We start from the raw sequence: 24,482 nt of genomic DNA on the forward strand, positions 1-24,482 counted from the left end.
AGCGTCCGACCGCCTCCAAGAAGGCGTTCGTCACGACTGACCCGGACATCGGGTACGGCGGTTACTTTGCTTTGGTGCTTGCAAGATAGGCGATTATCGCCTTGCGGTCCGCATCCTTCGCGAGCCCGCCGAACGCCATTGCGGTACCGGGATAGGTCGCCATTGGATTCTTGAGAAATGCGTCGAGCCTTTCCGGAGTCCACGCGCCGCCGGCACTCTTCAGCGCCTGCGAATAAGGGTAGCCCTCCACGCCGCCGATCAGGCGACCGACAACGGCCGCGAGTTGCGGTCCGGCCGGTGACGGAGTGGCGGGATCGGCCGAATGACACACCGCGCAGTTGCTGAACAACTTCTTGCCGGCGGCGACTTGTCGCGCGTCCGAAGCCAACTGCGTGTAGTCGGCCGATCCAGTAGTAGGAGTTGACGAGCCGGTCGCGCCGCCAACACTGGAGTTGTCGGAACCGTCCCCGTTTGACTTAGAACAGGCCGCCATCCCCACAAGACACAGCGCCGACACGAGAGGCAACGCATATTTGCCCAGAGGAACCTTACCCATTTGCCCCATCCTCACGCGCGAGTTTCTCAGTCACTTCCCGGCAAGCGCGTATTCCGCTTTCCACGGCACCGTCGATGTATTCGTGCCAGCCGCCGGCCGTAGCGGCGCCTGCGAAGAACAGGCGTCCTTCTGCCGTCGCCATGTCCTTGTATCGCTTGAACCATCCAACCTTGTATGCTGGCCACGCCTGTTTGGAGAATGGATCCTTGACCCAATTGTAGGGCGCGATGTCTGTGATTTCCGCATCGGGATGAATCTTACGAAGTGCGGCGCCGATCGCGTCCTGATCATTGATATCTAGCAGCGATTGGCGCCCAAGCGTCGCCTTCAGGATCGTACCGTCATTACCGAATTCCTCAGTCTGAATCGCGTTCAGCGGGTTCGGATCATCACAGAAGGTAAAGGTGTTGCCGAGGTTCTTCCTGACCTTCATGTACAGATCGGCCCCGTCGGTGCTATCGCCGTGGGCGATGAACTCGCGTTTTGCGGTCGACAGTCCCGGCTTGAAGTTGATGTCCGGATAGACGGATGTCGGCAACGTGAAGACGGCGGCTCGTGCCTCGACAGTTTGGCCGTCGGCGGTCCTGAGGGTCACACCCTTGTCGCCCTGTTCGACTTCCTTGACCACGGTGCCGAGCCGCACATCGGCCTTGCTGTCGTCAAGGATTGCCTTGGCTAGTGCAGCGGTCCCGCCATTGGCGATATGCCAATGCTTTTCTGAGTCGGTGAAAGTGTATGGATCCCACCCCGCGAGCGCGAAGAGCTTGACGAAGCTCGGATAGCTGAACGTCGCTAGCTGGCCACCCGCATATAGCACGAGCTCTGCGCTTAGCGCCGCTTTCGCCAAGGGATCTAGCCCTAGCGACGCCAGGTGCTGCGCCGCCGATATGTCGTCGAGCTTTAGCACCTCCGGGTTGGTGAAGGGCTTGTAGGGCTGAGGGAACAATGTGCGCGCGCCGGCGCAGAATTTGTTGAAGGCGTCGTTGTAAAGCGCGTCGAACTTCGCCGGTGGCACGTTGTGCACGGTGCCATCCGACGTCACGATGTACGAAGCATCGAGATCGTAGAGGGGCACTTCCCTGAAACCGAAACCGTAACGTTGCATTTCGGCGAAGATGTGCGGCTGCACCCAATGGACGGACGATCCTCCTAATTCCACTTCCCGGCCGAGGAACCGGCTGGTGAACGTGCGTCCGCCGATGCGCGGACGTGCCTCGAGCACGACTACACGCCAGCCCTTGGCGGCAAGGTCGCGCGCAGCGGTGATGCCGGCATAGCCGGCGCCGATGACGGCGACGTCGTAGCGACCGCCTTTACCGCCGCCATCGCGCACCTTTCGGTCGGGATTTTCCTTCGCGCAGCTCGCCAGCGCGACGGAGCCCACTGCGGCAGCGCCGAACCGAATCAGGGATCGCCGATCGACAGTCCGGTTCGCCTTTGCCGGTTCTTTGTCCGAATATTCGATCACAGCATCTCCCTTCCCATAACCCGGTCCCTGAGCCGTCATTTCGCCGCGTTGGTCACTTGGAGTCGGGTGAATTCGCAAACGCCTTCGACCCCGCCCTCTGTCCCAACTCCGGATTGCTTCGCGCCCGAGAACGGTATGTCGGGGAAAATGGCGACATGCTGATTGATCCATACCGTTCCGGCTTCAAGGTCGCGAGCGAGGGCGCGTGCCCGACCGACGTCGCGCGACCAGATGGAAGCGCCCAGGCCGTAAGGACCGGCATTGGCCCGCGAGATCGCGTCCCGCTCGTCGGAGAAGCGCAGGATCGGCACGACGGGGCCGAACTGCTCTTCCGCGACCAGCCGGGCCTCGTCGTCCAGATCGGCGATCACGGTGGGTTCGATGAAGAAGCCGGGTCGGTTCGCGGCATGGCCACCCGTCAGCACCTTGCCTTTGGATGCCGCCTCCCCGATGATCTCTCGCACTTTCTCGAACTGCATGCTGTTCTGGACAGGTCCCAATGTCACGCCGTCCTCGTCCCCCGCGCCGAGCTTCAGCCCTTTGGCCTCCGCGACTAGCCGCGCCGAGAAAGCGTCGTAGATCTCGTCGGCGACGTAGAGTCGCTTGGGCGCCGCGCAGATTTGGCCCGCGTTGAGGAACGCCGTGGCGGCAAGGCCCCGGGCGGCGCTGTCCACGTCGGCGTCCTTCAGGACGATCGCCGGGTCGTTGCCACCCAATTCCAGAGTTACCCGCTTCAAGGTCTCTGCCGCGCTCTGCATGACGCGCTTGCCGGTTCCGGTCGATCCGGTGAAGGAGATCTTGGCGATGTCGGGGTGGCCGGTGATGAGGGGACCGAGATCGTTGTCGTCCGCGATGACGTTGAAGACTCCTCGGGGGAAAATCCCACAAGCCAGTCGGCCCAGTTCAAGGGTCGTCAGCGGCGTGGTCGGTGCAGGCTTCAATATCACGGTGTTCCCAGTAAGTAGGGCCGGGCTGAATTTGTTGCTCGCCAGGATCAACGGGTAGTTCCACGGCGTGATCGCGGCGACGACGCCGAGCGGGCGTCGCTCGATCTCGTAGTCGCCATTGGCATGGCTTCGCGTCTCGGCAGGCAACTCGATGCCGGCGTAATAGCGTATCCCCTGCACCGTGGCGCCGATCTCGAACCGTGCCTCCGCCAAGGGCTTGCCCTGTTCGCTGACGAGCAGGCGGGAAAAGTGCTCGGCTTCGTCCTCGAGCCGTTGCGCAAGCTGCCTGAGGCAATCCTGACGCGTGCTCCAGGATGTTGCCGCCCAGGCGGGGAAAGCGCCTAGCGCCGCCGCCACGGCGGCGTCGAGCTGGTCTTTGTCCGCCACCGGAGCGGTCGTGAAGGGCTCGCCCGTCGCGGGATTGATGACGTCGATCGTCTTCGCTCCGGCGACGAGTTGTCCATCTATGAGCATCTTGTAAGCGAGCATGGTTCACCTGCCTCTTGAATCAGTTGCCCAAATCGCGCGTGACGAGCCGTCGTGCATCTATCGCCCGCTCCAGGACCGATGTCCTTGCAGGGCGAATAATCCCCCAGGACCCGGGCCGCATGGCGGACGGCCTGAAAGTTGATGCTGGCTTATGCCCCGAGCTCCTCACGTGGTGCGTCAGATCCGGTCGCGCCCAGACAATCTCCGTCAAAACCGAATCTGTGACAACGTGATCTTGCTACGACGGTTTGGTCGACCACCGCAACTCAATTATTCAACTGAAGATTTATTACGCTGGTTAGGAGCGATATTAGGGGCGGATTGCCGGCTTGCGATACTTGCCGTTATACGGCTGTTTTTAGGTCACTCTGTTGACCGATCGGGCCTTCTTAGCGTCTCTTCGCGGGGCGGACACTCAAGTCGGAGGCTTGGCGCGGAGTCCCGGTAATTGAGGTAGGAAGCAATTATGCGACGCTGCTATGCCGATCGTAGCTCCAAAAAAGGCACGCTGCCCTACGTGCGCCGCCGGGACGTGCTCGTAGAGATGGGTCTGCCGACCGGCTCCAACGCTCATTTTCCCATTGACGCGGTTCAGAATTCGTCTTCTGTATAATAAATCGGTTCGGTTGATCCGGACCCGGTCCGTCTCGCTTGTGCGATGACGGCATCGGGAGCCTGGGTTTGCCGGGTCGTATTCGCGGAGCGAGGAAAACGGCTCGGCCCCTGATCGCAGACGCCTGGTCTGGGGTCGGTTGCCGACGCCGTGGGCAGCGTTCCGCTTCTGACCGAAGTCGGGATGAAGGCGGGGGCTAAGTGGGAAGTGGAATGATGACCGAGACGGCGAGAATCGATTTCCTGTACCTGTCGGAGCAGGACATGATCAAAGCGGGCGTGACCGACATGGCGCTGTGCGTCGACACCATGGAGGAGATGTTCGGCCTGTTGTGGCACGGCGATTACCGCATGGCGGGGGCGAACAACGATTCCCACGGGGCGATGATCCTGTTTCCCGAGACGTCCCCGTTCCCTGAAATGCCTAGGGGGACTGCCGACCGCCGTTTCATGGCGATGCCTGCCTATCTCGGTGGCCGCTTCCGGACCGCCGGTGTGAAATGGTATGGGTCGAACCTGGAGAACCGGGAAAAGGGCCTGCCGCGCTCGATTCTGACCTTCGTCCTCAACGACGCCGATACGGGCGCGCCGCTCGCCTACATGTCAGCGAACCTTCTGTCCGCTTACCGGACGGGGGCGATCCCCGGTGTTGGGGCGCGGTATCTTGCGCGGAAGGACTCCAGGGTCTTCGGGCTCATGGGGCCGGGAGTCATGGGCAAGACGACACTCATGGCACTGAGTGCGGTCTGTCCGGACCTCGACACGATCAAGATCAAGGCCCGGGGCAAGGCGAGTCTCGATAGCTTCCTCGAATGGTTGAAGGCGGACATGCCGCAGATCGTGAACGTGGAGCTCGTCGACTCGATCGAGGAACTCGTTCGCGGTTCCGATATCGTCAGCTATTGCGGTTCTGGCGCCGCCGGCGATCCCGCGACCTATCCTCTGGTCAAGCGCGAATGGGTGAAGCCGGGTGCCTTCCTGGCCATGCCGTCGACTTGTGAGATCGACGAGGAGATGGAAGCAAAGGGCGTCCGCAAGGTGCTCGACAACACCGGGCTCTACGAAGCCTGGTTCCATGAACTGCCCAAGCCCGCCCACAACATCATCCCGATCATCGGCGTGAAGTTCCTGGACATGATCGCGGAGGGACGGATGGCCAGGGAAGACCTCGAGGATCTCGGCCGGATCGTCGCCGGCGACGCTCCGGGCCGGCGGAACGACGAGGAGATCATCATCCTGTCCGTCGGCGGAATGCCGGTCGAGGACGTTGCCTGGGGCACCGTCGTGTACCGCAACGCCGTCGCGCGCGGCATCGGTCAGTCGCTCAACCTTTGGGATGAGCCGGTTCTGAAATGATGCGCAGTGCCGATGCGGCTGCGGGGGTCCGCACGTCGTGTCCACGCGCAGGGCAGGAGGCTAAATGGTTGAGATTGTGAAGCTGAAGACGGGTTCCCGCTACGAGGACATGGCGAGCTACTCGCGGCTGGTTTGCGTGGACGGCCTGATCTTCGTGTCGAACACCGCAGGTCGAAATCCCGCGACCCAGGAAATACCGGAGGACGCCGCGGAGCAGACGGACCAGGTCCTGGCCAACATCGAACGCGCCTTGCAGGCGGTCGACGCGAGCCTCGGCGATGTCGTCGCCGCGCGTGTCTACATCCAGGATCCTTCCGACACGCCCGCCGTCATGGCCAGGTTCGGCGACCGTTTCCGCGGAATCGATCCCGCAATGACCCTGACCTGTCCACCGCTGAGTTCCCCGGCCTACAAGGTCGAGATCGAGGTGACGGCCTATCGCGGGGCGTCGAGAGGCAATGTGGAATTGAAGGCGATCTGACCGTGGTCGGGCTCTCCGGCCTTCGGCGGGTGCAAGCCGGCTTCAACTTATCGGAAGGGTAGCCGCGTGGCGCCACACATCACCCCTGTGCGAACATCCGAGACCGTTCCGGCTTCCGCTGCGGTCGTCGTCATCGGTGGCGGGATTGTCGGCCTGACGGCTGCACTGACCCTGAGCGAGCGGGGCATCTCGGTCATCGTGCTCGAGAAGGGCGTCGTCGCTGGCGAGCAGTCCTCGCGCAACCAGGGCTGGATCCGCAAGACCAGTCGGGCCGCGGCCGATGTACCTCTTGCCGCAGCGGCCGATCGTCTCTGGAGCCGCATGCGGCAGCGGACGGGATCGGATGTCGGGTATCAGGAAGCGGGCATCCTGTTCCTGGCAAGGAACGAGGCGGACATGGCGCCATACGAGGCCTGGATGCGCTCCGTGGCTTCCCTCGATCTCGACTCTCGCCTGGTAGACCAGAACGAGATCGACCGACTGGTCCCGGGCGGAAGGGGCTCCTGGGCTGGCGGCCTGTACACGCCGTCCGACGGACGCGCGGAACCGTCACTGGCGGCATCGGCCATCGCCCGAGCGGCGGTCGACAAGGGCGCGGTCATAGTCGAGAACTGCGCCGTGCGCTCGCTCGTCCGCACGGCCGGGCGGGTTTCCGGGGTCGTGACGGAGCGCGGGGAGATCAGCTGCGACACGGTGCTGCTGGCGGGCGGCCTGTGGTCACGGCGCTTTCTCGGCAACCTCGGCGTCGGGTTGCCCGTCCTTCCGCTCACGGTTTCGGTGGCCCGCACCGCACCCATGGAGGGTCCTACCGAGATCGCGGTAGGCGGTCCGGATTTCTCCTTTCGCAAACGCGCCGACGGCGGCTTTATCGTGACCCACCGCAGCGCGGTAAAGGCGCCCATTACGTTGGATCATCTGCTCATCGGGCGCAGATACGCATCGTCGCTCAGGACTCAGGGCCGGTATCTGCGTGTCGCATTCGGTCGGGATTTCATCGACGACTTGCGATTGCCGCGCCGGTGGAAGCCGCAAGGTCCGTCTCCCTTCGAACGGGTGAGGGCGAAGGATCCCTCGGTGGACTTGGGCGCGATCGACGAAGCGTTCATCGCGCTTCGCGCGGCATGGCCTGTATTCGATGCTGCCGAGGTTGCGGAGGTGTGGGCTGGCACGGTGGACGTAACGCCCGATTCCCTGCCGGTCATCGATCACGTGTCCGAGATACCTGGCTTGGTCATCTGCACCGGTTTTTCGGGGCACGGTTTCGGAACCGCACCGGCGGCCGGAGAGCTCGCTGCCGACATTCTCACGGGGTCCGATCCGATTATCGATCCGGCACCCTATCGCTTCGCAAGGTTCGAATGATTGGCGGCTGACCGGCACGTTGCCTGAGATAGGCGTGACCGCGCGCGAGCAAGGGAGAGGTGTTGAGTTGCACTGAGAAGTGACCCGGGAGGGTTATAAGTTTTCACTGAGAATTGACCCATGTTTTCCTCGCCCCTGGCTGACAGTCAGGAGGCATCGGAGTGATCGACATGGACCTACTCAGTGTGATCCGCCGCTGGCATTTTCGGCAAGGCATCCCCATTCGCGAGATCCGGCGGCGGACTGGATTATCGCGCAACACGATCCGCAAATATCTGCGCGATGACGCGGTGGAGCCGACGTTCAAGGTTCCCAAACGGCCGAGCAAGCTTGATCAGTTTGCAGAAAAACTGACGACGTGGCTGCGGGTGGAATCTGGCAAGTCGCGCAAACAGAAGCGAACAGCCAAGCAGCTACATGCAGATCTGGTTAAGCTGGGCTACGAGGGATCATACAGCCGTGTTGCCGCCTTCGCCCGCTCGTGGAAGACCGAACGCCAATATGAAAAGCAAACCAGTGGGCGCGGCACATTCGTACCGCTGATCTTCCAGCCCGGTGAGGCCTTTCAGTTCGATTGGAGTGAAGATTACGCCCTTCTGAATGGCCGGCCTACCAAGCTGCAGGTGGCCCATACCAAGCTCTCCCACAGTCGGGCGTTCATCACGCGAGCCTATCTGCTGCAAACGCACGAGATGTTGTTCGACGCACTGACGCAGGCCTTCCGGGTGCTGGGCGGCGTGCCTCAGCGTGGAATATTCGACAATATGAAGACGGCTGTAGACCGGATCGGCCAGGGCAAAGTCCGACAGGTCAATGCGCGGTTCGCTGCCATGGCCAGCCACTACCTGTTCGAAACGGATTTTTGCAATCCGGCCTCAGGCTGGGAGAAAGGTCAGGTCGAGAAAAACGTTCAGGATGCGCGTCGACGGTTATGGCAGCCAATGCCCAACTTCCCAGATCTTGATGCCCTCAATGCCTGGTTGGAAGAGCGGTGCATCGCACAATGGGGAGAAATCCAGCATGGCGTCCTCCCCGGCACAGTTGCCGATGTGCACGCCGTTGAGATTATCAGCCTGATGCCGATGGGGCGGGCCTTCGATGGCTTTGTCGAACATACCAAGCGCGTGTCGCCGACCTGCCTGATCGCGTTCGAGCGCAATCGCTATAGCGTTCCTGCATCCTTTGCGAACCGGCCAGTGAGCCTGCGGGTCTATCCTGATCGGTTGGTCATCGCGGCCGAGGGGCAAATCTTGTGCGAGCACAACCGGATTATCGACCGTTCTCACCAGAAGCCGGGGCAGACGATCTATGACTGGCGGCACTATCTGGCAGTTGTTCAGCGCAAGCCTGGCGCTTTGCGCAATGGGGCGCCATTCCTCGAAATGCCCGAAGCCTTCCGGCAACTGCAGGGGCATCTGCTCAAGCGGCTCGGTGGTGACAGGGAGATGGTCGAAATCCTCGCCCTTGTTCTACAGCATAACGAACAGGCTGTGCTCAGCGCCGTCGAACTGGCCCTCGAAGCTGGGGTGCCGACCAAAACCCACATCCTCAATGTTCTGCACCGCCTGATCGATGGCAAGGCTCCACCGGCATCCCCAATCGATGCCCCGCAGGCCCTGCGCCTCGCCCAGGAGCCTGTTGCCGATGTCGAACGCTACGACACGCTGAGGGCGTTACGCCATGCGTCATGATCCGGCCAGCGCCGCTGTGGTTGTCATGCTACGTGGCCTCAAAATGTATGGCATGGCGCAAGCCGCTGGTGATCTGATCGAGCAGGGCGCGCCAGCCTTTGATGCTGCCGTTCCGATCCTCTCACAGCTTCTCAAGGCGGAGATGTCCGAGCGGGAGGTCAGGTCCATTGCTTACCAGATCAAGGCAGCCCGGTTCCCGGCCTACAAGGATCTGGCAGGCTTCGACTTTGCCGTCAGTGAGGTCAACGAGGCGCTCGTGCGTCAACTTCACCGTGGTGACTTTATGGATAGCGCCGACAACGTCGTACTGATCGGCGGACCAGGCACCGGCAAAAGCCACATCGCGACGGCTTTGGGCGTCCAGGCGGTTGAGCATCACCGCAAAAAGATCCGCTTCTTCTCCACCGTCGATCTGGTCAATGCGTTGGAGCAGGAAAAGGCCGCAAACAGAGCGGGCCAGTTGGCCGAGCGTCTGTTGCGCCTCGACCTCGTCATCCTTGATGAGCTGGGATATCTACCCTTCAGCCCTTCAGGCGGGGCCATGCTGTTCCATCTGCTCAGCAAACTCTATGAGCGGACCAGCGTTGTTATCACCACCAACCTGAGCTTCAGCGAGTGGTCCAGTATCTTTGGCGATGCCAAAATGACCACCGCCCTGCTGGATCGCCTCACGCATCATTGCCATATCCTTGAAACCGGCAATGACAGCTTCCGCTTCAGAGCCAGTTCCGCCGCCCCAAAATCCAGAAAGGACAAATCACCCGCTTGACCCTGCTCGTCGCAGGCAGTACATCATCCACGCCCACCCGGGTCACTTCTCAATGAAAATCCCGGGTCACTTCTCAGTGCAACTCAACAGAGAGGGACAGTATCCAGCATGACACGTGACCCGCGATACGACATCCTCTTCGAGCCCGTGAAGATCGGCCCCAAGACGACAAAGAACCGCTTTTACCAAGTCCCGCATTGCACAGCGCTCGGCACATTCTCGCCGCATGCCACCGCAAAGTTCCGGGAGATCAAGGCCGAGGGCGGATGGGGCGTTGTCAATACCGAGCTCTGCATGATCCACCCGTCATCGGATTCCTCCCCAAGCGGCGGAGAACGGCTCTGGTCGGACGATGACAAACCCGGACTCCGGCTCATGGTCGAGGCGGTTCAGAAACACGGCGCACTTGCAGGCTGCGAACTGACCCATCAGGGCGCCCTCGCGGGAAACCGCATGTCCCGAGAGCGTCCGATGTCCGCTTCTCCCCGGCCTGCGATGGATATACCCGCTGTTGTCCGGCAGATGGACAAGCAGGACATCGCCGATGTCAGGAAGTGGCACCGCGCCGCCGCCCGGCGCGCACGCGATATCGGATTCGACATCGTCTATGTTTACGCCAGCCACATGATGGGTCTACCCGGCGACTTCATCACGGAACGGGTCAACCGCCGGTCTGATGACTATGGCGGCGTCATCGAAAACCGCGCTCGGCTGCTGCGCGAGTTGATCGAGGATACCAAGGAGGAAGTCGGCTCCGACTGTGCCGTCGCCGTCCGCTTTGGGGTCGATGAAGGTCTTGGCGATGCTGGCTACACCTGCAGTGGCGATGGTCGGCGCGTGGTCGAACTGCTCGCCGAATTGCCTGATTTGTGGGACGTAAATGTGCAGAACATCCACCTGGATGTAATGACCGCCCGTTTCGCCGACGAAGGTTGGCAGGAGCCATTCACTGCCTTTGTGAAACAGGTGACGACCAAGCCTGTAGTCGCTGTCGGTAGATATACGTCGCCGGACCGCATGGTGTCCCTGATCAGGAATGGCTTGGTCGACCTGATCGGCGCCGCGCGTCCGTCGATCGCTGACCCCTTTCTGCCAAGAAAGATAGAAGAAGGACGCATCGACGATATTCGCGAATGCATTGGCTGCAACACGTGCCTCTCCATGCAGTACACGGGTGGCGCGATCCGCTGCACGCAGAACCCTACGACCGGTGAGGAGTGGCGGCGCGGCTGGCATCCGGAGCGCATTCCACCGAGGAGGTCCGACGAGCGCATTCTGGTGATCGGGGGCGGCCCGGCAGGGCTCGAGGCGGCCTTGACGCTTGGAAGGCGGGGCTATTCTGTCGCTCTTTCGGAACGGAGCGGTTTTCTGGGCGGGCGGTCCGTACTTGAATCGACGCTACCAGGTCTGTCAACATACAGGCGCGTCGCGGATTATCGAATTGGCCAGCTTCACAAACTGACGAATGTCGATGTCTATCTTGGTAGCGAAATTCAGGCTTCCGACACAGCAATTTTCGACTTCACAAAAATCGTCGTTGCGACGGGCTCGACATGGGACCGAGATGGCATCGGCAAAGCGAACCGGTTCCCCGTCAAGGGTTGGGATCACCCTCATGTCATTACGCCCGACGAAGTCATCGCGGGGCGAACGGTCGACGGGCCGATCATCATAAACGATGATGAAGGCTATTATCTTGGTGGGGTTATCGCCGAGAAACTGGCCAAGCAAGGTCTGGATGTCACGCTCCTTACCCCTGATCCAGAACCGTCACCACTACTGAGATACACGTCAGAGCGGGAGGCCGTGCACCAACGCCTGCTCCACCTCGGCGTGAAGCTCGTCACGGCCAATCGTCTGGTTGAGATCAGCGACGACGACGTGGAGGCTCACTGCATTTATACCGGAAAAGCAACCCGCCTGCCTGCCGAAACAGTCGTAATGGTGTGTATGCGTTCACCAAACGATGCCTTGCTGCGAGACTTGCGTGCAGGATCACAGAATTCATCGACGTTCACCGTCCACGCGATAGGCGACTGCTATGCGCCGGGTACGATCGCGGATGCGGTGCACTCAGGCCACCGGTTCGGCCGGGAGATGGACCAGAAGGCGATCGGTGATATAAATTATCTGATCGAGAAGCCTTTCGTCCGCGACCCGACAGGATGGGACCAGTTCGCGAGCGGGCGTTGAACCTAGCTGTTCCCAATTCTGAGCCACCCTCAAAAGGAGGTCTTTTCGGAACGGTCGTTGGGGAGCGGAAGGGTGCAGTCGAGCACGCGGGTGCTTAACCCTCGAAGTCGAGGATTTGCGCGACGTGGCGGATGTGCGTCGTGGACCAATCCTTATTCCTGGAGATCGCCCTGTAATCCCTCGAAGATCGACCCTTGGATCTGTCTGCGGACCTTTCGCTTGAGAAAGGACCAGGCGAGTTGCTTGCCGGCAAAATCCAGCGGCCACATCGGCCACTTCTTTGGCTTGCGATCGACGATCCAAAAATCAGTGAGTTCGGTCGACCGTTCCGCCAACATATCGGCGACCGTCTGGCCGTGCAGGTGGCTGATGGCCAGGCCATGTCCCCAACACCCGCCGATGTAGACGACGCGCTGATCGCCGATGCTCGTCAGGTGTGGGACCATGTCGCGCGTGCCCGACATGTGTCCCCCCCAGTTATGCTCGAGCCTGACGTCTCGAAGTGCCGGGAATATCCGTTTCAGATGCGCTAGCGACACCTCGCCGCCTTTGGCGCTGACCGCTGGCTCCATCTCGTGACGAACGGGATGGCCGCCATAGTAGATGAAATAGAACTGGATCCGCTGATCTGCGGTCGGTGCCATGTAGTGAAACAAGTCGAGCGAACTCTCGATCGCATTGCCCTGCTTCCAGCCGATTTCCGCCCACTGCGCGTCCGACAGCCGCTCGGTCACCGCCCCTCGGGCAAAAACGGGTGCCTGATACCGCGCGAGGTCTCGGCCGACCGGCCCTTGCAGTTGGTGCGTGAAGGCGTTGGTGGCGATAACCACCTTGTTGGCCCGGACCGAGCCGCCCGGCGTCATCGCGCGAATTCCGCCCGACACTCGCTCGATATGGGTGGCCGGGGTGTTCTCGTAGATAGTGACCCCTGCCGCTTCGGCCAGTCCCTTGAGCGCGCGCACCTGCTTGCAGGGATTGAGCAACCCGAGATCGGTATCAGAGATGGCAGCCTTGAAGTTGCCGTTGCCGTTGTAATGAGCCTGCACGTCCGGCGCCGTCAGCCACGAGACCGTGTCGACGCCGATTTCCTGATAGGTGGAAAACAGGCCATGGAGATCGTCCACCCAACGGTCGTCGAAAGCCACGCGCATCAACCCGGGAGAGCGATAATCGCTATCGATGCCGTTCTGCTCGATGACCTGGCGCGTATAGGCGGTCGCGCGACGGCAGTACGCTAAGGCTGCCCTCGATCGCTCAACGCCATATATCTTGCGGATGGACAATTGATCCATGCCGAACTGGGGCATGATCCAACCCGCGGCGCGTCCGCTCGCCCCGAAGCCGATGATCTCGCTTTCGATGAGGGCGACCTTGCCCAGACCATCCTTGGCGGCATGCCAGGCCGATGACAGGCCCGCGATGCCACCACCGATCACGAGGATGTCACAGTCCAGATCCGTATCCAGATCGGGATTCGCGGAATAGTCGCCAAAGTCGCGGATCCAGAATGATTTCCCGGCATGGGGGGGCGATGAGGGCCGAGCGGGGCTGCTAGACATCAAGATTTCGGACTTCATGTTCAAGATATCTACCTCGGGATCCTAGAGCTCGACATCCGCACGCTGCCGACCTTGGAAGCGTCGCCGCCACATTGAAATCCTGCCTGCCGGTACATGCCACTGAAGCCTTTATGTCGACGTCAGCAGCCGCTCTGCCGTGGAGAGGCGACCCGTACCTCATGATGGCAACGGATCGCGCCGCTGCCGCAAGGTGTAGTAAGACACCAGGATCAACGCTGCTATTGCAGGTATCGGCGCTATCAGGAACACGACGGAGACAGGATATCCGATCAGGACGATCGAGCCGATCGCAGGTCCGATAGACTGTGCGACGACATTCACGATGTAGATCGCGCGCGTGTAGCGTTCGTCCGGGTCGTTCTCGGCGACCACGGACATATAGTATGTGAGGCCCATGCTGAACACTGAGATGTAAATAGCGAAGGCGGCGACATATAGAGTGACCGTCGTCGCGATGTAGAACAGCCAAAGTGCGACGATGAAGAATATCGTCGTCGCACCAAGCCATTTTATACGTCCGCCGGATGCTCCGAACACCGCCGGCAACGCGCAGCCGACGAGCGAGAACAGGCACGCGATCACAAACGAATTGGCTATGGCGTCCGGATTCAGGCCGTTGTCCAGGCCGATCCGCTCGGTAAAGCTGAAGCCTGCATTGGCGCTGGTCGCAAATAGCAGCAGTGCGGCCAGGCCGATCCTGCCAGACATCAGCCTTACGCGCTGGCCGGTTTCCGGCTTCAGGGCGCTCGCCGCGCTTGTCGAGCCGCGCAGGTCGCGTGGCAGCAACAAGGCCAGCCCGGCTGCGACGGCGAGCCACAGAGCACCCGAAGCCAGGCTGAGGCTGTAGCCGTAATCCACCCGTATTGCATTCAAAGTCCAAATCGCAAGCGCCGAAAGGAGGATGCTGAGCGTGAGCCCGGCGCCGAATGCGCGGTCCGGCACAACCGCTCGGGCCAGGATGCAGGCTGACACGGTCGTCAGGAGAACGACGCCAAATCCGGCGACGAACCTGACGAGACATAGGAGGATATAACTGTCAGCCAGAGCTGTCGCCCCATTCGCAATCGTCGCGATCAACGCAGCGACGAACGCCAGCGTCCGCCACGAAAGGCGCGGCATGAGAAGGAACCCGAGAACTGCACCCAGAACACCACCCGCCTGATCGACGGTCTGGACGAAGCCGGCTTCGCTGAGGCTGATATGCAGGGTATCGGCGTAGAGCCCGATGAAGAAAGGGGAGATATTTATCAGGATGATCGAGAGTGCATAGAGAATGCACGCTATCGTCAGCGCCATCAGGGGGTGTTCGCCGAGCCTATGTTCCACCTGTCAGCCTCTCGATCCAAACCCGACCGATTTGATATTCGGCCGATGGCCAGGTGATGCCATTCAAGCCGATCGTGGCATGACGACATAGTGGACGATCAGCTCTCTTGGAAACGGGGCGTAATTCATCGGGAGAATAATTACAATATGCCGCTCGACGCTCCGTCAGGGCACTCGCTTGATCGAGATGTTTCATCCCAAAGGTAATGGAAACTATTGAAATCTAAGCGGTTTCTGATGAGAAAGGCCAGTGGGGTCGCCGCGTCGCGCGCGGTCGGATTCGGTCTTGACACCCAGCAGGGGCTTTTTTAATTGTCGAGATGCCTAATTAAACTGAGAATCGGCAGTTTCGGCATCTATGGAGAGAATGTATGACTTCGTATCTGAAAGCGCGATTGGCCATTTTCTCCATGATCTGCGCAGTGCCGCTGGTCGGGTGTGGAGCTGCGCAAGCCAGAACGCAATCGACGCCGAGCAGCGCGGCCTCGCCGGCTGACGTCGTCAAGGAACTCGTCGCCTTCTACGCCGGTCAGGATCAGGCGAATCGCGACGGGATGACTTCCACGCAGTTGGCCGAGCGGTTCTACAGTGAGGACGCCATCATCACTGGCGAAGGTGACGCCGGGGCGAGGCGGGGACTGGCGTCGTCCGTAAAGGCCCTGGATGATTGGTTTGCCTATCTCGGGCCGGCGGGAAACAAGGGCTGTGCATTCGCGGTCAAGGACACCGTCGTTTCGTCGGACAGCAACATGGCGTCGGTCTTCGCGGTGCTGACCTGCAAGCCGAACCCGCCGACGTTGACGAAGCAGGAGACCATCCGCCAGCTGTTCGTGCTCAAGCGCACGGCCAAGGGCTGGCGGGTGTTCCGCGAGATGTGGCAAGTAGGCGGCTTCGGCGATTGATCGTCTTTGGACTACCACTAGGCTGTCGCGACCGCACAGAGCTTTTTGGGAAGGCGAGGCTGATTAGGGTTCGCGGGTGAACAACCGCCGGAGGGTGATCTTGACGACCGACGGCTCGCACAGGAGAGCGCCACCGGCATCGGTCCGGCGGACAGTCTCGACGAAGGTTTCGGGACGCGCTCCCGGTCGAGCATCTGCCGGTGAAGGAGCATCTGCGGCGATAGGCTGCTCTAGGCGGGTAGGTGGCTCAATTCGGGGTCGAGCCGGTTCATTGGTCCCTCTTCGTGGCCGACAAGAGCCAGTCGAGATCGGCGCCTGCCGCCGCCTCCATGGTCCGCCGCTCGGTCGCCCGGTATCTCGCCAAAAGGTCCGCGCCGAAGTCAGTGAGACGCGCGCCGCTCTGCTCACCGCGCCCGGCCTGCGTTTCCACAACCCGCTCGCGCCAGTCGTCGTTGAGCGCGTCGACCAGGCGCCAGATTTTCCTGTAGCTCATCCCCAGGGAGCGACCCGCGCCGGAGATGGAGCCGGTCCTTCCGATCGCTTCGAGCACAATGGCCTTGCCGGGCCCTATCGCCGGCTCACCCCCGCGCAGGATCTGAAGGCTGAGCTTCAGGGGTCCGTCTATCGCCATCAACAACGCTCCCTAACCGGCGCCTAGGGCAGACGTGCTTGTCAGCCGGCGCCACGATGCCACAATAGGCTCATGGCCCTCTACGCCCTTCTTCTCGCCGCTGGCGAGGGCAGACGCTTCGGCGGTGGAAAGCTCACCGCGCTGCACCGGGGCATGCCGCTCGTGCAACATGCACTCTCCGCCGCCGTCAGGGCACCCGTTAAGGAGATCATCGTCGTGTTGGGCGCCGATGCCGAGGGGGTCGGAAGGGCGGTGGCCCAGAGCGCCGTCTCGGTGCCGGTTCGTATGATCATCGCATCGGACTGGGCGGCGGGCATGTCTGCATCGCTGCGCGCGGGGGTCTTGGCCCTGCCCGAAGATGCCGAAGGAGCGTTGGTCTTCCTGGGCGACATGCCGGACGTCCCTGGCGAATTGGCCAGTCGCCTGGCCGCGGTCGTCAGGAGCGGCGCACCCGCCGCCGTGCCGGCATATCTCGGTCAGCGGGGTAATCCGGTGCTGCTCGGAAGGACGCTGCTGGCGAAAGTCGGATCGTTGACTGGGGACCGGGGAGCCCGCATGCTGCTTGCGGACGCCAAGGTAGTCCACACCGATGACCCGGGCATCCTGCGCGACGTCGACGTGCCGGCCGATCTGGAGTCGCATGGGGACCACCGTCTACCGCGCGGCGCGGTGCCCAGCAGGTGAGGCGTGCACGGGAGATATTCACTTTCCTCACCGAGGCGGCCAAACGCGGCGAACGGACGGCGCTAGTTACCATTACCGACGTGATCGGCGGTTCCTCCCGTGCTCCCGGAATGCACATGGCGGTGAGCGAGACGGGTTCCTCGCGTGGGTCGTTGTCCGGAGGATGCGTCGAGGCGGCGGTCGTCGGTGAAGCCGTCCGCGTTATCGCGCAAGGTCGGGCCGAGAAGATCCGCTTCGGTGCCGGATCGCGATTCCTCGACATTCGTCTGCCTTGCGGCGGGGGTATCGACGTCGTCGTCACTCCCGATCCGCCGGAAGATGTCATTCTGCGAGCCAACCAAGCGCTCACGGACCGAACCGCTGCGGCGCTGGAGCTGGATGTGGATGGCAAGCTCATCCTTGGTGATCCCTCCGCCGCGCGAACGGGCTGGCGGGCTGGGACCTTCACCTCGCTTCATCAGCCAGACCTCCGCTTATTCGTGATCGGACACGGTGCCGAAACCGTTGCCATGGCGGGCCTCGCCGCGTCATACGGCGCCGAGCTGATGGTACTCACACCCGATGGCAGCATAGCCGAGAGGATTAGATCGAGCGGCCAGCGCGTTGCCGTGCTCAACACGCCATCGAAGACGAGTCAGCTCACGGGCGACGAATACAGCGCCGTCGTTATGCTATTCCACGATCACGACTGGGAGCCCGAACTGCTCAGGCAGGCTCTCGCGCAGCCACACTTCTACGTCGGAGCCATGGGAAGTAGGGGCACACACGCCATCCGGCTCGAGCGACTGCGCGAACTCGGGGTGCGTGAGTGTGCGCTGGAAAGACTTACAGGGCCGATTGGATTCATTCCGGCCGTCCGCGATCCTGACACGCTTGCACTCTCGGTCCTTGGCCAGATCGTAGCGATCTACGAGGCCCTTCTCGTGGAACGCGAAGTCGCCCTTGGTAACGGTGAAAAACGCCTGCAACGCCAGCAAGGGTATAAAGCTGCGGTCAGCCGCCCGTGACGCTCATGTGGCGCGCGACCGCCGGTCGAGCGGCTTGCTGGTCGAAATCGTGGCGACGCGGCTTACCGGCTAGCAAGAGGTCGAAGGCACGATCGATATCGGCCTCCCTCCCGTCCCGCAGGATGTCGCGGAACTCGATCCGCTGGTCGTGGCCCAAGCAACCGAACACTGTTCCCGTCGCGGTAACCCGCACACGGTTGCAGCCGGCGCAGAAGTTACTCGTCAGCGGAGTAATCAGACCGAGGCGGCCACACGTCTCCCTAACGTCAAAGTAGCGCGCCGGCCCCGCGGTGCGGTGGGCCGATGGCGTCAGCGTGAACTCTTCCGCCAGCCTCGCCTCGACCTCGGTCAGCGGCAGAAATCGGTCCGTCCTGTTGTCGTCGACCGATCCGAGCGGCATTGTCTCTATGAGGCACAGATCGAATCCCTGCTCGCCGCACCATCGCAGGATGGACCCGATCTCGTCACCGTTCACGCCGCGCATGGCGACCGTGTTGATCCGCACGGCGAGCCCAGCCCCGCGCGCCGCGTCCAGTCCCTCGATCACGGAGGGTAGCACATCCCTCCGCGTGATCGCAGCGAAGCGTTCCGCGTCGAGACTGTCCAGGCTGACATTGATCCTCCGCACACCTGCGGCATGCAGCGCAGCCGCCTTTCCAGCCAACAGCGTCCCGTTGGTGGTGAGGGTCAGCTCGGCGAGCCCATGACCGATGAGACCGCCGATCTCGCTTGCGTGTCAAAGGGCCCCGAACTTTCCGCAGATGTGGGCGCTTAAAATTCCCTATGCTGGCGGTTTGAGCTATGCGGTGATCAGCCGTATTCGGGATCGGGTTTTCCTTTCGTTGGCGGGCGGCCGCGACGCTTTGGCGGTGGATTGAACGTGACGCCGGCGCGGACGTTTTCGGGCACCAGCGCGGCGTGCTCGCGCATCCTGTAGCTGGAGCCCTCGATCTGGATGACGACGGCGTGGTGCAGCAGCCTGTCGAGCAGCGCCGTCGCCACGACGGCATCGCCGAAGACCTCGCCCCATTCGGCGAAGCCGCGGTTAGAGGTGAGGATCATGGCGCCCTTTTCGTAGCGGGCGTTGACCAGCTGGAAGAACAGGTTCGCGCCGCCGGGTGTGACCGGCAGGTAACCGATCTCGTCGACGACGAGCAGCGACGCTCTGGTGAGGAAGCGGATCTTCTCGCGAAGCGTGCCCTCGCGCTCGGCCTTGGCGAGCTGGGCGATCAGATCAGCCAGCGGGATGAAGTAGACCGCCTTGCCGGCGCGCACGGCCTCGACCGCCAGCGCGGTCGCGATGTGGCTTTTCCCGGTGCCGGGCGGGCCCAGCAGATGGACGACCTCGGCGCGCTCGATGAAGTCGAGGCCGGCGAGCGCCAGGATGCGGTTGCGGTCGAGCGAGGGCTGGAACGAGAAGTCGTAGCCGGCGAGCGTCTTGACGACGGGCAGCCGCGCCATGCGCAGGGCCGCCTTGATTCGGCGGTTCTCGCGCAGAGACAGCTCCTCGCCGAGCAGATCGTCGAGCGCCTCGATGCCGTCGATCTGGCCCTGCTCGATGCGTCGCAAGGTCGCGTCGAGGATCTCAAGCGCCCGCGGCATCTTGAGGCTGACCAGGCTGCGGCGGATCGAGTCGACGCGCGAGGATGGTGCCGCGCCGTTCATGGCCGTCCTTCCATCGCCAGGCTCGCGCCAATGGCTTCATAAACCGCCAGCGAGCGCAGCGGCACATGGTCACCGAGCCGGCCGATCATCGTCGTGCGCCGTTCCTGTGGCCGTGATTGAGGCCTTCCGGTGCGATGACGCCGGTCGATGCGATACTGGAGGCGTCCTTCGAGCACAGGGTGCTCAGCAACCACAACGCCGCGATCGATTACCCGGACTACGTCCGGTAGCTGCTCGACCTCGACGATGCGGCGCGTGCGGTCAGGCACGCTGTAGAAGTTGCCGCCGACCGCCACAAAGCCGTCATGGGTAACCCGCCGCTCGAGCTTCAGCACGGCGTTGAAGCGGTGTTCGGGCAGCCGCTGCAGTTCTCCCTGCTCCTCGGCGAAGGCCTCGGCCACCACGCGCTGCGTCGTGCCGTGCACCCGGACATTGGCCACCGTGTCGAGCCACTCGACGAGCTGGGCGTTGAGGTCCTCCATGTTGCGGAAGGATCGGCCCAGGAAGAAGTCCTCGCGGATGTAGCGGAACGGCCGCTCAACTTTCCCCTTCGTCTTGGCGCGATAGGGCCGGCACGCCCGGGGCTGGAACCGGTAGTGCTTCGCCAGCGCCAGCAGCGAGGTGTTGTAGACGATGTGGCCCTGGTCGTCCTCGCCGGTGACCGCGGTCTTCATCCGGTCATAGAGGATCTCGATCGGCACGCCATCGATCGCCTCGAACGCCTGCATGTGACAGCGCAGCAGCGTCTGCAGGTCCTGATGCAGCACATAGCGGGCGAACACGAGGCGCGAGTAGCCCAGCACCAGGCTGAACAGCCAGACGATGCGCACCACGCCCGGCTCGTCGGTGAACTCGACGACGAACCGGGCGAAGTCGACCTGGGCCTGCACGCCGGCCTTGGTCTCGAAGCGAACCTCGTAAGGCTTGGGATCATGGTCGGGCCGGATTGCTGCCAGGTAGCGCTTCACCGCGGTGTACGCGCCGGCATAGCCCATCTCCCTGATCTCGCGCGTGAGGCGCGAGGCCGTCAGCTCGGGGAACGCCGTCACGCGCTCGCGCAGGAACTCCATGTAGGGCGCGATCTTGCTCGGCCGCCCGGCCTTGCGGGGGCCGTAAACCGGCACCTCGACGCCGCGCTCGATGTATTTGCGAACGGTCTTGGGATCACGGCCCGTCCGGCGGGCGATCGCCGTCACCGACAGCCCCTGCCGGTGCAACTCCAGTATCATCATGGCTTCTCCAAGTCGGATCATCAGCGCCGCCTCCCGCAGGAGGTCATCGCGCCGATTTTGGCGTTGCCCAATGAGCCGGGGTTAACCCCGGCTCATTGGGCAACCAGGCCCAACAATCAGGGAATTTTCAAAGCCCACATCCGCGGAGAATTACACGCCCACTGACACTTGCGAGCCATTCGACGTTTTTGCGGACGAGCGGCTCGCCTCCCGTAAGGCGGATTCTGCGCACGCCACGCCGAACGAAGTGACGGGCGAGTTCGACGAGTTCTTCAAGCGTGAGCAGGTCGGCGCGAGGTAGGAAGGTCATCGCCTCCGGCATGCAATAGCGGCACCGCAGGTCGCACCGGTCGGTCACCGACAGCCGGACGTAATCGATCTGGCGGCCGAAGCCATCGATCAGCGGGGCGCTCACAGCGCGAGCATCTGCACGGCGTCGCCGGCCAGCAACGGGCCGCTGTCCGCGGCCTGGCGCAAGAGTACATCGGCGGACGCGAGCGTCAGCTGAGCGCCAGAATCCTGGTAAGGCAAGGCGGCTACTACGCCATCCCGGCAGACGGCACGCGTGAAGGTCTCGCGACTTCCGCACCCGGGCAGACCCTCGCCCAAGGTAGCAGAGCGCCAGCGGACCGCGTCTGCGGATCGACCACCCGCCAAACCCTGAACGAGCGGCGCGAGCAGCAACCTAGCCGTCACGTAGGCGGACGTCGGATTGCCTGGTAGCCCCATCACGAGCGTCTCTCCGACCGAGCCCATCCATATCGGCCTGCCCGGCCGCATGGCGACGCCACTGAACGACAGCTCGATTCCCATCGCCGCAAAGGCCGACTTGGCGAAATCTCTCTCGCCGACCGAGGCGCCCCCGACCACGACGACCAGGTCGGCGTCCGACAGCGCCGTTTGGGCGGCCGCTATTGTTTCCTTTCGATCGTCGCACACCATGGTGCCCGGACCGCACGCTCCACCATAAGTTGCGATCAGAGCAGCCAACCCCTGAGAGACGCTTTCGGGGATCATGCCCTGCCGCGAGTGCGCCTCGCCAGGTCGCACGAGTTCGTCGCCCGTGGCCAGGACGCGTACGCGTGGTATCTTGCCGACGCTCACGCGACCGAGGTCGGCCCCCGCCGTCACGACTAGCGCGCGTGGGGTCAGCCTGTCGCCAGCAAGGAGCAGCTGCTGCCCCTTCCGAAAATCAGCCCCGCGTCGTCGTATGAAGTCTGGACCAGCGGGCGACTTCCGGACAAGCGCGCGGTCTGCGTTCCGATCCACGATCTCCTGGACGACCACGCGGTCGGCGCCCGCAGGCACTGCCGCCCCGGTGAAAATCCGCACACACTCGCCCGGACCGATGTCCCCTTCGTGCGGCGTGCCTGGATAGCTCGCGCCCAATATCTCGAAGGCGTCCCCAGTGCCGCACACGGCATAGCCATCCATCGCGGAAACGTCGACGGGCGGCGCATCGACGGCAGCCAGCACGGGAGCGGCCAGGAAGCGGCCGTGCGCGCTATCGAGCGTCACTTCTTCGGCGCCCAGCCGACGGGCAGCCGCAGTGACGCGCGCAAGCGCCTCATCATACGTGATCATGGCCTGCTCCAAGCGCCGGCGCTTCCGCCAGACTTGGCCGCCACGCTGATCCCTCCGATCTCCATTGACCGGTCTACAGCTTTGAGCATGTCGAACAGCGTGAGGCATGCCACCGAAATTGCGGTCATCGCTTCCATCTCGACGCCGGTTCTGGCGGCGGTGCGCACCTCGGCCTCGAGCTGGAAGCCCGGAAGGCCTGCGTCGGCCTTGATGGTGACCGCGATTTTGGTCAAGGGAAGCGGATGACATAGCGGGATCAGGTCCGCCGTGCGCTTTGCAGCCATCACCCCGGCGAGTTCGGCGGTTGCGACTACAGAGCCTTTGGGCGCGCGGCCGTCGGCTACGAGAGTCAGCGTATCGGGCAGGCAACGCAACCATCCCGTGGCCTTCGCTACTCGGTGGGTCACCGGCTTGTCGCCGACGTCGACCATGCGCGCACGGCCCTGCGCGTCGAGATGGCTTAGGTCACTCACGTCACGCTCCACCGCGCGAGGTCAAATCGGTCGGCCTCGCTTGGCTCGATCCAGCGGCTACCTCCGGCACCCAGTTCCTGTTTCCAGAACACCGCTTCGGACTTCAGACGGTCCATCATGTAGTCCGCCGCGCCGAACGCCGCCCGCCGGTGAGCGGCAGCCGCCGCGACGAACACAACCGTCTCGCCTGGAGATATCGTCCCAAAGCGGTGAACCACGCTCGCATCCGTTATCGCGAAGCGGCCGCGCGCGTCGGCAACGATTTCCTCGATCGACGAGCATGTAAGCGTCGGGTGAACGTGGAGCACGAGTCCAGTGACCTGCGTCCCGTTCGCTAAGGGCCTCGCCACGCCGCAGAAGCTGACCACCGCGCCGGCGCCGGCCGAGCGATCGAGAATCGCGCCCAGCAGCTTGGGCGGATCAATCGGCGCCTTGGTCAGGTTGATCACCTTCAGCCCCCCGACAGTGGCGCGAGAAGATCCACTGCCTGACCGCTGAGCAGCACGAGATCGTCATGGACGATGCGGTCGTCGACGGCGGCGAGCACGCGTGCACCGAGGAGTTGGTCGGCGCCGAAACGTGAGGCGAGCGCCTCGCGCAGGCCTGCGACCGTCATCCCGCACTCGATAGGCATCTCGACGCTACGCGCGATCTCCTCCGCGAAGCGACCAAAGAACCGCACCTTCACCATACCCATCGTCACACCTCAACGCGCCACAGGCCGAAGGGGCCTCCGCAGGCGGAGACCGCCAACAACGTTGCCCGGTCCAACGCACGGTATGGACCGACCAAGCACCGCACTAGCCTTGTGGGGGCCCACTGGCTACGTCGCGGGCAGCCCCGCTGCCGGATCCGCCCGGCAGGCGGAGCTCCCGGTTTTGCGGAGGAACGGAGAACGGCATGAGCGGAGTGATCGCGGGTGGACGGATCGGCGAAGGTGAGGCGAAGGTGGTCAGGGTAGCCCTTCTCACCGTCTCCGACACCCGGACGCTGGCCACGGATTCGAGCGGTGACCTTCTCGAAGCCATGGTCGAAAGTGCGGGACATGTGATCGCCGGTCGTACCATAGTCTCCGACGACGCGGCCGGGATTGCCGAAACGGTTAGGGTCTGGTGCACCCGGGACGACGTCGACGTCGTGATCACGACGGGTGGCACCGGCCTGTCCGGACGCGACGTCACGCCGGAGGCCGTCGAACCTTTGTTCGACAAGCGGATCGAGGGCTTTGCGGTCGTCTTCCACCTCGTGAGCTATCAGAGCGTGGGGTTGTCCACCATGGCGAGCCGTGCGACCGCCGGCCTGGTCGGCACGACCTACGTGTTCTGCCTTCCGGGCTCCAATGGTGCGGTCCGCGATGGCTGGGAGAAGGTCATCGCACCGCAGCTCGACAGCCGGCACCGCCCATGCAACCTTGTCGACATGATGCCCCGGCTGGGTGAGGACGTCGCGAGCCCCCGTCAGCCCGGGTGATCCT

General features: G+C 62.9%; 23 protein-coding genes and 1 pseudogene. 10 read left to right on the top strand and 14 right to left on the bottom strand.

Going from position 1 to position 24,482, the window contains the following annotated elements; translation table 11 throughout:
* Window positions 1-61 precede the first annotated feature (61 nt).
* Genes ACM61V_RS04435 through ACM61V_RS04445 form a run of 3 tightly spaced genes read right to left on the bottom strand, consistent with a single transcriptional unit; the run spans window position 62 to window position 3,460 of the window.
* On the bottom strand, window positions 62-556 hold the full coding sequence (locus ACM61V_RS04435; RefSeq protein ID WP_171007634.1) for a c-type cytochrome: 495 nt from the start codon (window positions 554-556) through the stop codon (window positions 62-64).
* Window positions 549-2,024: a flavin monoamine oxidase family protein gene (locus ACM61V_RS04440; RefSeq protein ID WP_249341659.1), complete on the bottom strand. Its 1,476-nt coding sequence runs from the start codon at window positions 2,022-2,024 to the stop codon at window positions 549-551. The genes ACM61V_RS04435 and ACM61V_RS04440 overlap by 8 nt, the downstream gene beginning before the upstream one ends.
* A gap of 35 nt (window positions 2,025-2,059) precedes the next feature.
* On the bottom strand, window positions 2,060-3,460 hold the full coding sequence (locus tag ACM61V_RS04445; protein WP_137787706.1) for an aldehyde dehydrogenase family protein: 1,401 nt from the start codon (window positions 3,458-3,460) through the stop codon (window positions 2,060-2,062).
* A gap of 828 nt (window positions 3,461-4,288) precedes the next feature.
* On the opposite strand from ACM61V_RS04445, the gene ACM61V_RS04450 reads away from it, so the two are divergent.
* The 6 genes from ACM61V_RS04450 (at window position 4,289) to ACM61V_RS04475 (ending at window position 11,924) form a co-directional block, all read left to right on the top strand.
* Complete coding sequence (locus ACM61V_RS04450) at window positions 4,289-5,428, top strand: tyramine oxidase subunit B (protein ID WP_137787705.1); 1,140 nt, start codon at window positions 4,289-4,291, stop codon at window positions 5,426-5,428.
* 64 nt (window positions 5,429-5,492) lie between these two features.
* Window positions 5,493-5,909, top strand: coding sequence for a RidA family protein (locus tag ACM61V_RS04455; protein WP_137787704.1), 417 nt, complete (start codon window positions 5,493-5,495; stop codon window positions 5,907-5,909).
* A gap of 66 nt (window positions 5,910-5,975) precedes the next feature.
* Window positions 5,976-7,271 carry an NAD(P)/FAD-dependent oxidoreductase gene (locus ACM61V_RS04460; RefSeq protein ID WP_137787703.1) on the top strand — a complete coding sequence of 432 codons (1,296 nt, stop codon included), beginning with the start codon at window positions 5,976-5,978 and terminating at the stop codon, window positions 7,269-7,271.
* Window positions 7,272-7,441: 170 nt separating this feature from the next.
* Window positions 7,442-8,962: an IS21-like element ISRsp3 family transposase gene (istA, locus tag ACM61V_RS04465; protein WP_032490240.1), complete on the top strand. Its 1,521-nt coding sequence runs from the start codon at window positions 7,442-7,444 to the stop codon at window positions 8,960-8,962.
* A complete protein-coding gene (istB, locus tag ACM61V_RS04470) occupies window positions 8,952-9,731 on the top strand; it encodes an IS21-like element ISRsp3 family helper ATPase IstB (RefSeq protein WP_006955904.1) in 780 nt (259 codons plus the stop codon). Before istA (ACM61V_RS04465) ends, istB (ACM61V_RS04470) begins: the two co-directional genes overlap by 11 nt.
* A 108-nt stretch (window positions 9,732-9,839) precedes the next feature.
* Window positions 9,840-11,924: an FAD-dependent oxidoreductase gene (locus ACM61V_RS04475; RefSeq protein ID WP_419713824.1), complete on the top strand. Its 2,085-nt coding sequence runs from the start codon at window positions 9,840-9,842 to the stop codon at window positions 11,922-11,924.
* 152 nt (window positions 11,925-12,076) lie between these two features.
* Here the strand turns inward: ACM61V_RS04475 and ACM61V_RS04480 are convergent, their stop codons facing one another.
* Complete coding sequence (locus ACM61V_RS04480; protein ID WP_419713825.1) at window positions 12,077-13,483, bottom strand: NAD(P)/FAD-dependent oxidoreductase; 1,407 nt, start codon at window positions 13,481-13,483, stop codon at window positions 12,077-12,079.
* A 177-nt stretch (window positions 13,484-13,660) separates the two neighbouring features.
* Complete coding sequence (locus ACM61V_RS04485; protein ID WP_419713826.1) at window positions 13,661-14,830, bottom strand: MFS transporter; 1,170 nt, start codon at window positions 14,828-14,830, stop codon at window positions 13,661-13,663.
* Window positions 14,831-15,201: 371 nt separating this feature from the next.
* Between ACM61V_RS04485 and ACM61V_RS04490 the strand changes: the two genes are divergently transcribed.
* Window positions 15,202-15,732, top strand: a complete 531-nt coding sequence (locus tag ACM61V_RS04490; RefSeq protein WP_419713827.1) for a hypothetical protein — start codon at window positions 15,202-15,204, stop codon at window positions 15,730-15,732.
* A gap of 268 nt (window positions 15,733-16,000) precedes the next feature.
* Here ACM61V_RS04490 and ACM61V_RS04495 read toward each other — a convergent pair whose 3' ends face one another.
* Entirely contained in the window at window positions 16,001-16,363 is a 363-nt protein-coding gene (locus ACM61V_RS04495; RefSeq protein ID WP_419714244.1) for a winged helix-turn-helix domain-containing protein, read from the bottom strand.
* Window positions 16,364-16,435: 72 nt separating this feature from the next.
* Between ACM61V_RS04495 and ACM61V_RS04500 the strand changes: the two genes are divergently transcribed.
* Both ACM61V_RS04500 and ACM61V_RS04505 read left to right on the top strand, forming a co-directional pair.
* Window positions 16,436-17,047 carry a nucleotidyltransferase family protein gene (locus ACM61V_RS04500; RefSeq protein ID WP_419713828.1) on the top strand — a complete coding sequence of 204 codons (612 nt, stop codon included), beginning with the start codon at window positions 16,436-16,438 and terminating at the stop codon, window positions 17,045-17,047.
* The gene (locus tag ACM61V_RS04505) at window positions 17,044-18,054 is read left to right on the top strand and encodes an XdhC family protein (protein ID WP_419713829.1); all 1,011 of its coding nucleotides are present in this window, start codon (window positions 17,044-17,046) and stop codon (window positions 18,052-18,054) included. The genes ACM61V_RS04500 and ACM61V_RS04505 overlap by 4 nt, the downstream gene beginning before the upstream one ends.
* Here ACM61V_RS04505 and ACM61V_RS04510 read toward each other — a convergent pair.
* The 8 genes and pseudogenes from ACM61V_RS04510 to ACM61V_RS04545 all read right to left on the bottom strand — a co-directional run bounded on the left by ACM61V_RS04510 (window position 18,041) and on the right by ACM61V_RS04545 (window position 23,705).
* Window positions 18,041-18,778, bottom strand: coding sequence for a GTP 3',8-cyclase MoaA (locus tag ACM61V_RS04510; protein WP_419714245.1), 738 nt, complete (start codon window positions 18,776-18,778; stop codon window positions 18,041-18,043). The genes ACM61V_RS04505 and ACM61V_RS04510 overlap by 14 nt on opposite strands.
* An 86-nt stretch (window positions 18,779-18,864) precedes the next feature.
* Window positions 18,865-19,719 carry an IS21-like element helper ATPase IstB gene (gene istB / locus ACM61V_RS04515; protein WP_419713830.1) on the bottom strand — a complete coding sequence of 285 codons (855 nt, stop codon included), beginning with the start codon at window positions 19,717-19,719 and terminating at the stop codon, window positions 18,865-18,867.
* Window positions 19,716-20,972: an IS21 family transposase gene (gene istA / locus ACM61V_RS04520; RefSeq protein WP_419713831.1), complete on the bottom strand. Its 1,257-nt coding sequence runs from the start codon at window positions 20,970-20,972 to the stop codon at window positions 19,716-19,718. The genes istB (ACM61V_RS04515) and istA (ACM61V_RS04520) overlap by 4 nt, the downstream gene beginning before the upstream one ends.
* A gap of 118 nt (window positions 20,973-21,090) precedes the next feature.
* Window positions 21,091-21,354: pseudogene (locus tag ACM61V_RS04525) on the bottom strand (radical SAM protein); the annotation flags it as partial.
* A gap of 8 nt (window positions 21,355-21,362) precedes the next feature.
* A complete protein-coding gene (locus ACM61V_RS04530) occupies window positions 21,363-22,535 on the bottom strand; it encodes a molybdopterin molybdotransferase MoeA (protein WP_419713832.1) in 1,173 nt (390 codons plus the stop codon).
* The gene (gene moaC, locus ACM61V_RS04535) at window positions 22,532-23,008 is read right to left on the bottom strand and encodes a cyclic pyranopterin monophosphate synthase MoaC (RefSeq protein WP_419713833.1); all 477 of its coding nucleotides are present in this window, start codon (window positions 23,006-23,008) and stop codon (window positions 22,532-22,534) included. Before moaC ends, ACM61V_RS04530 begins: the two co-directional genes overlap by 4 nt.
* Window positions 23,005-23,457 carry a molybdenum cofactor biosynthesis protein MoaE gene (locus ACM61V_RS04540; RefSeq protein ID WP_419713834.1) on the bottom strand — a complete coding sequence of 151 codons (453 nt, stop codon included), beginning with the start codon at window positions 23,455-23,457 and terminating at the stop codon, window positions 23,005-23,007. The genes moaC and ACM61V_RS04540 overlap by 4 nt, the downstream gene beginning before the upstream one ends.
* Before the next feature lie 2 nt (window positions 23,458-23,459).
* On the bottom strand, window positions 23,460-23,705 hold the full coding sequence (locus ACM61V_RS04545) for a MoaD/ThiS family protein (RefSeq protein ID WP_419713835.1): 246 nt from the start codon (window positions 23,703-23,705) through the stop codon (window positions 23,460-23,462).
* 203 nt (window positions 23,706-23,908) lie between these two features.
* Here ACM61V_RS04545 and moaB point away from each other — a divergent pair, with 203 nt between their 5' ends.
* A complete protein-coding gene (moaB, locus tag ACM61V_RS04550; protein WP_419713836.1) occupies window positions 23,909-24,478 on the top strand; it encodes a molybdenum cofactor biosynthesis protein B in 570 nt (189 codons plus the stop codon).
* Window positions 24,479-24,482 lie beyond the last annotated feature (4 nt).

Origin of the sequence: Sphingomonas sp. TX0543 (assembly GCF_048565505.1) — a bacterium.
Lineage (GTDB): Bacteria > Pseudomonadota > Alphaproteobacteria > Sphingomonadales > Sphingomonadaceae > Sphingomonas.

Excerpts from the sequence above, each read along its gene's own strand:
- istA (WP_032490240.1), top strand. The coding sequence starts at position 7,442 with ATGGACCTACTCAGTGTGATCCGCCGCTGGCATTTTCGGCAAGGCATC.
- ACM61V_RS04475 (WP_419713824.1), top strand. The coding sequence starts at position 9,840 with ATGACACGTGACCCGCGATACGACATCCTCTTCGAGCCCGTGAAGATC.
- ACM61V_RS04455 (WP_137787704.1), top strand. The coding sequence starts at position 5,493 with ATGGTTGAGATTGTGAAGCTGAAGACGGGTTCCCGCTACGAGGACATG.
- istA (WP_419713831.1), bottom strand. The coding sequence starts at position 20,972 with ATGATCCGACTTGGAGAAGCCATGATGATACTGGAGTTGCACCGGCAG.
- ACM61V_RS04500 (WP_419713828.1), top strand. The coding sequence starts at position 16,436 with ATGGCCCTCTACGCCCTTCTTCTCGCCGCTGGCGAGGGCAGACGCTTC.
- ACM61V_RS04530 (WP_419713832.1), bottom strand. The coding sequence starts at position 22,535 with ATGATCACGTATGATGAGGCGCTTGCGCGCGTCACTGCGGCTGCCCGT.
- ACM61V_RS04490 (WP_419713827.1), top strand. The coding sequence starts at position 15,202 with ATGACTTCGTATCTGAAAGCGCGATTGGCCATTTTCTCCATGATCTGC.
- moaB (WP_419713836.1), top strand. The coding sequence starts at position 23,909 with ATGAGCGGAGTGATCGCGGGTGGACGGATCGGCGAAGGTGAGGCGAAG.
- ACM61V_RS04480 (WP_419713825.1), bottom strand. The coding sequence starts at position 13,483 with ATGTCTAGCAGCCCCGCTCGGCCCTCATCGCCCCCCCATGCCGGGAAA.
- ACM61V_RS04450 (WP_137787705.1), top strand. The coding sequence starts at position 4,289 with ATGACCGAGACGGCGAGAATCGATTTCCTGTACCTGTCGGAGCAGGAC.
- ACM61V_RS04495 (WP_419714244.1), bottom strand. The coding sequence starts at position 16,363 with ATGGCGATAGACGGACCCCTGAAGCTCAGCCTTCAGATCCTGCGCGGG.
- istB (WP_419713830.1), bottom strand. The coding sequence starts at position 19,719 with ATGAACGGCGCGGCACCATCCTCGCGCGTCGACTCGATCCGCCGCAGC.
- ACM61V_RS04545 (WP_419713835.1), bottom strand. The coding sequence starts at position 23,705 with ATGGGTATGGTGAAGGTGCGGTTCTTTGGTCGCTTCGCGGAGGAGATC.
- ACM61V_RS04445 (WP_137787706.1), bottom strand. The coding sequence starts at position 3,460 with ATGCTCGCTTACAAGATGCTCATAGATGGACAACTCGTCGCCGGAGCG.
- ACM61V_RS04435 (WP_171007634.1), bottom strand. The coding sequence starts at position 556 with ATGGGTAAGGTTCCTCTGGGCAAATATGCGTTGCCTCTCGTGTCGGCG.
- istB (WP_006955904.1), top strand. The coding sequence starts at position 8,952 with ATGCGTCATGATCCGGCCAGCGCCGCTGTGGTTGTCATGCTACGTGGC.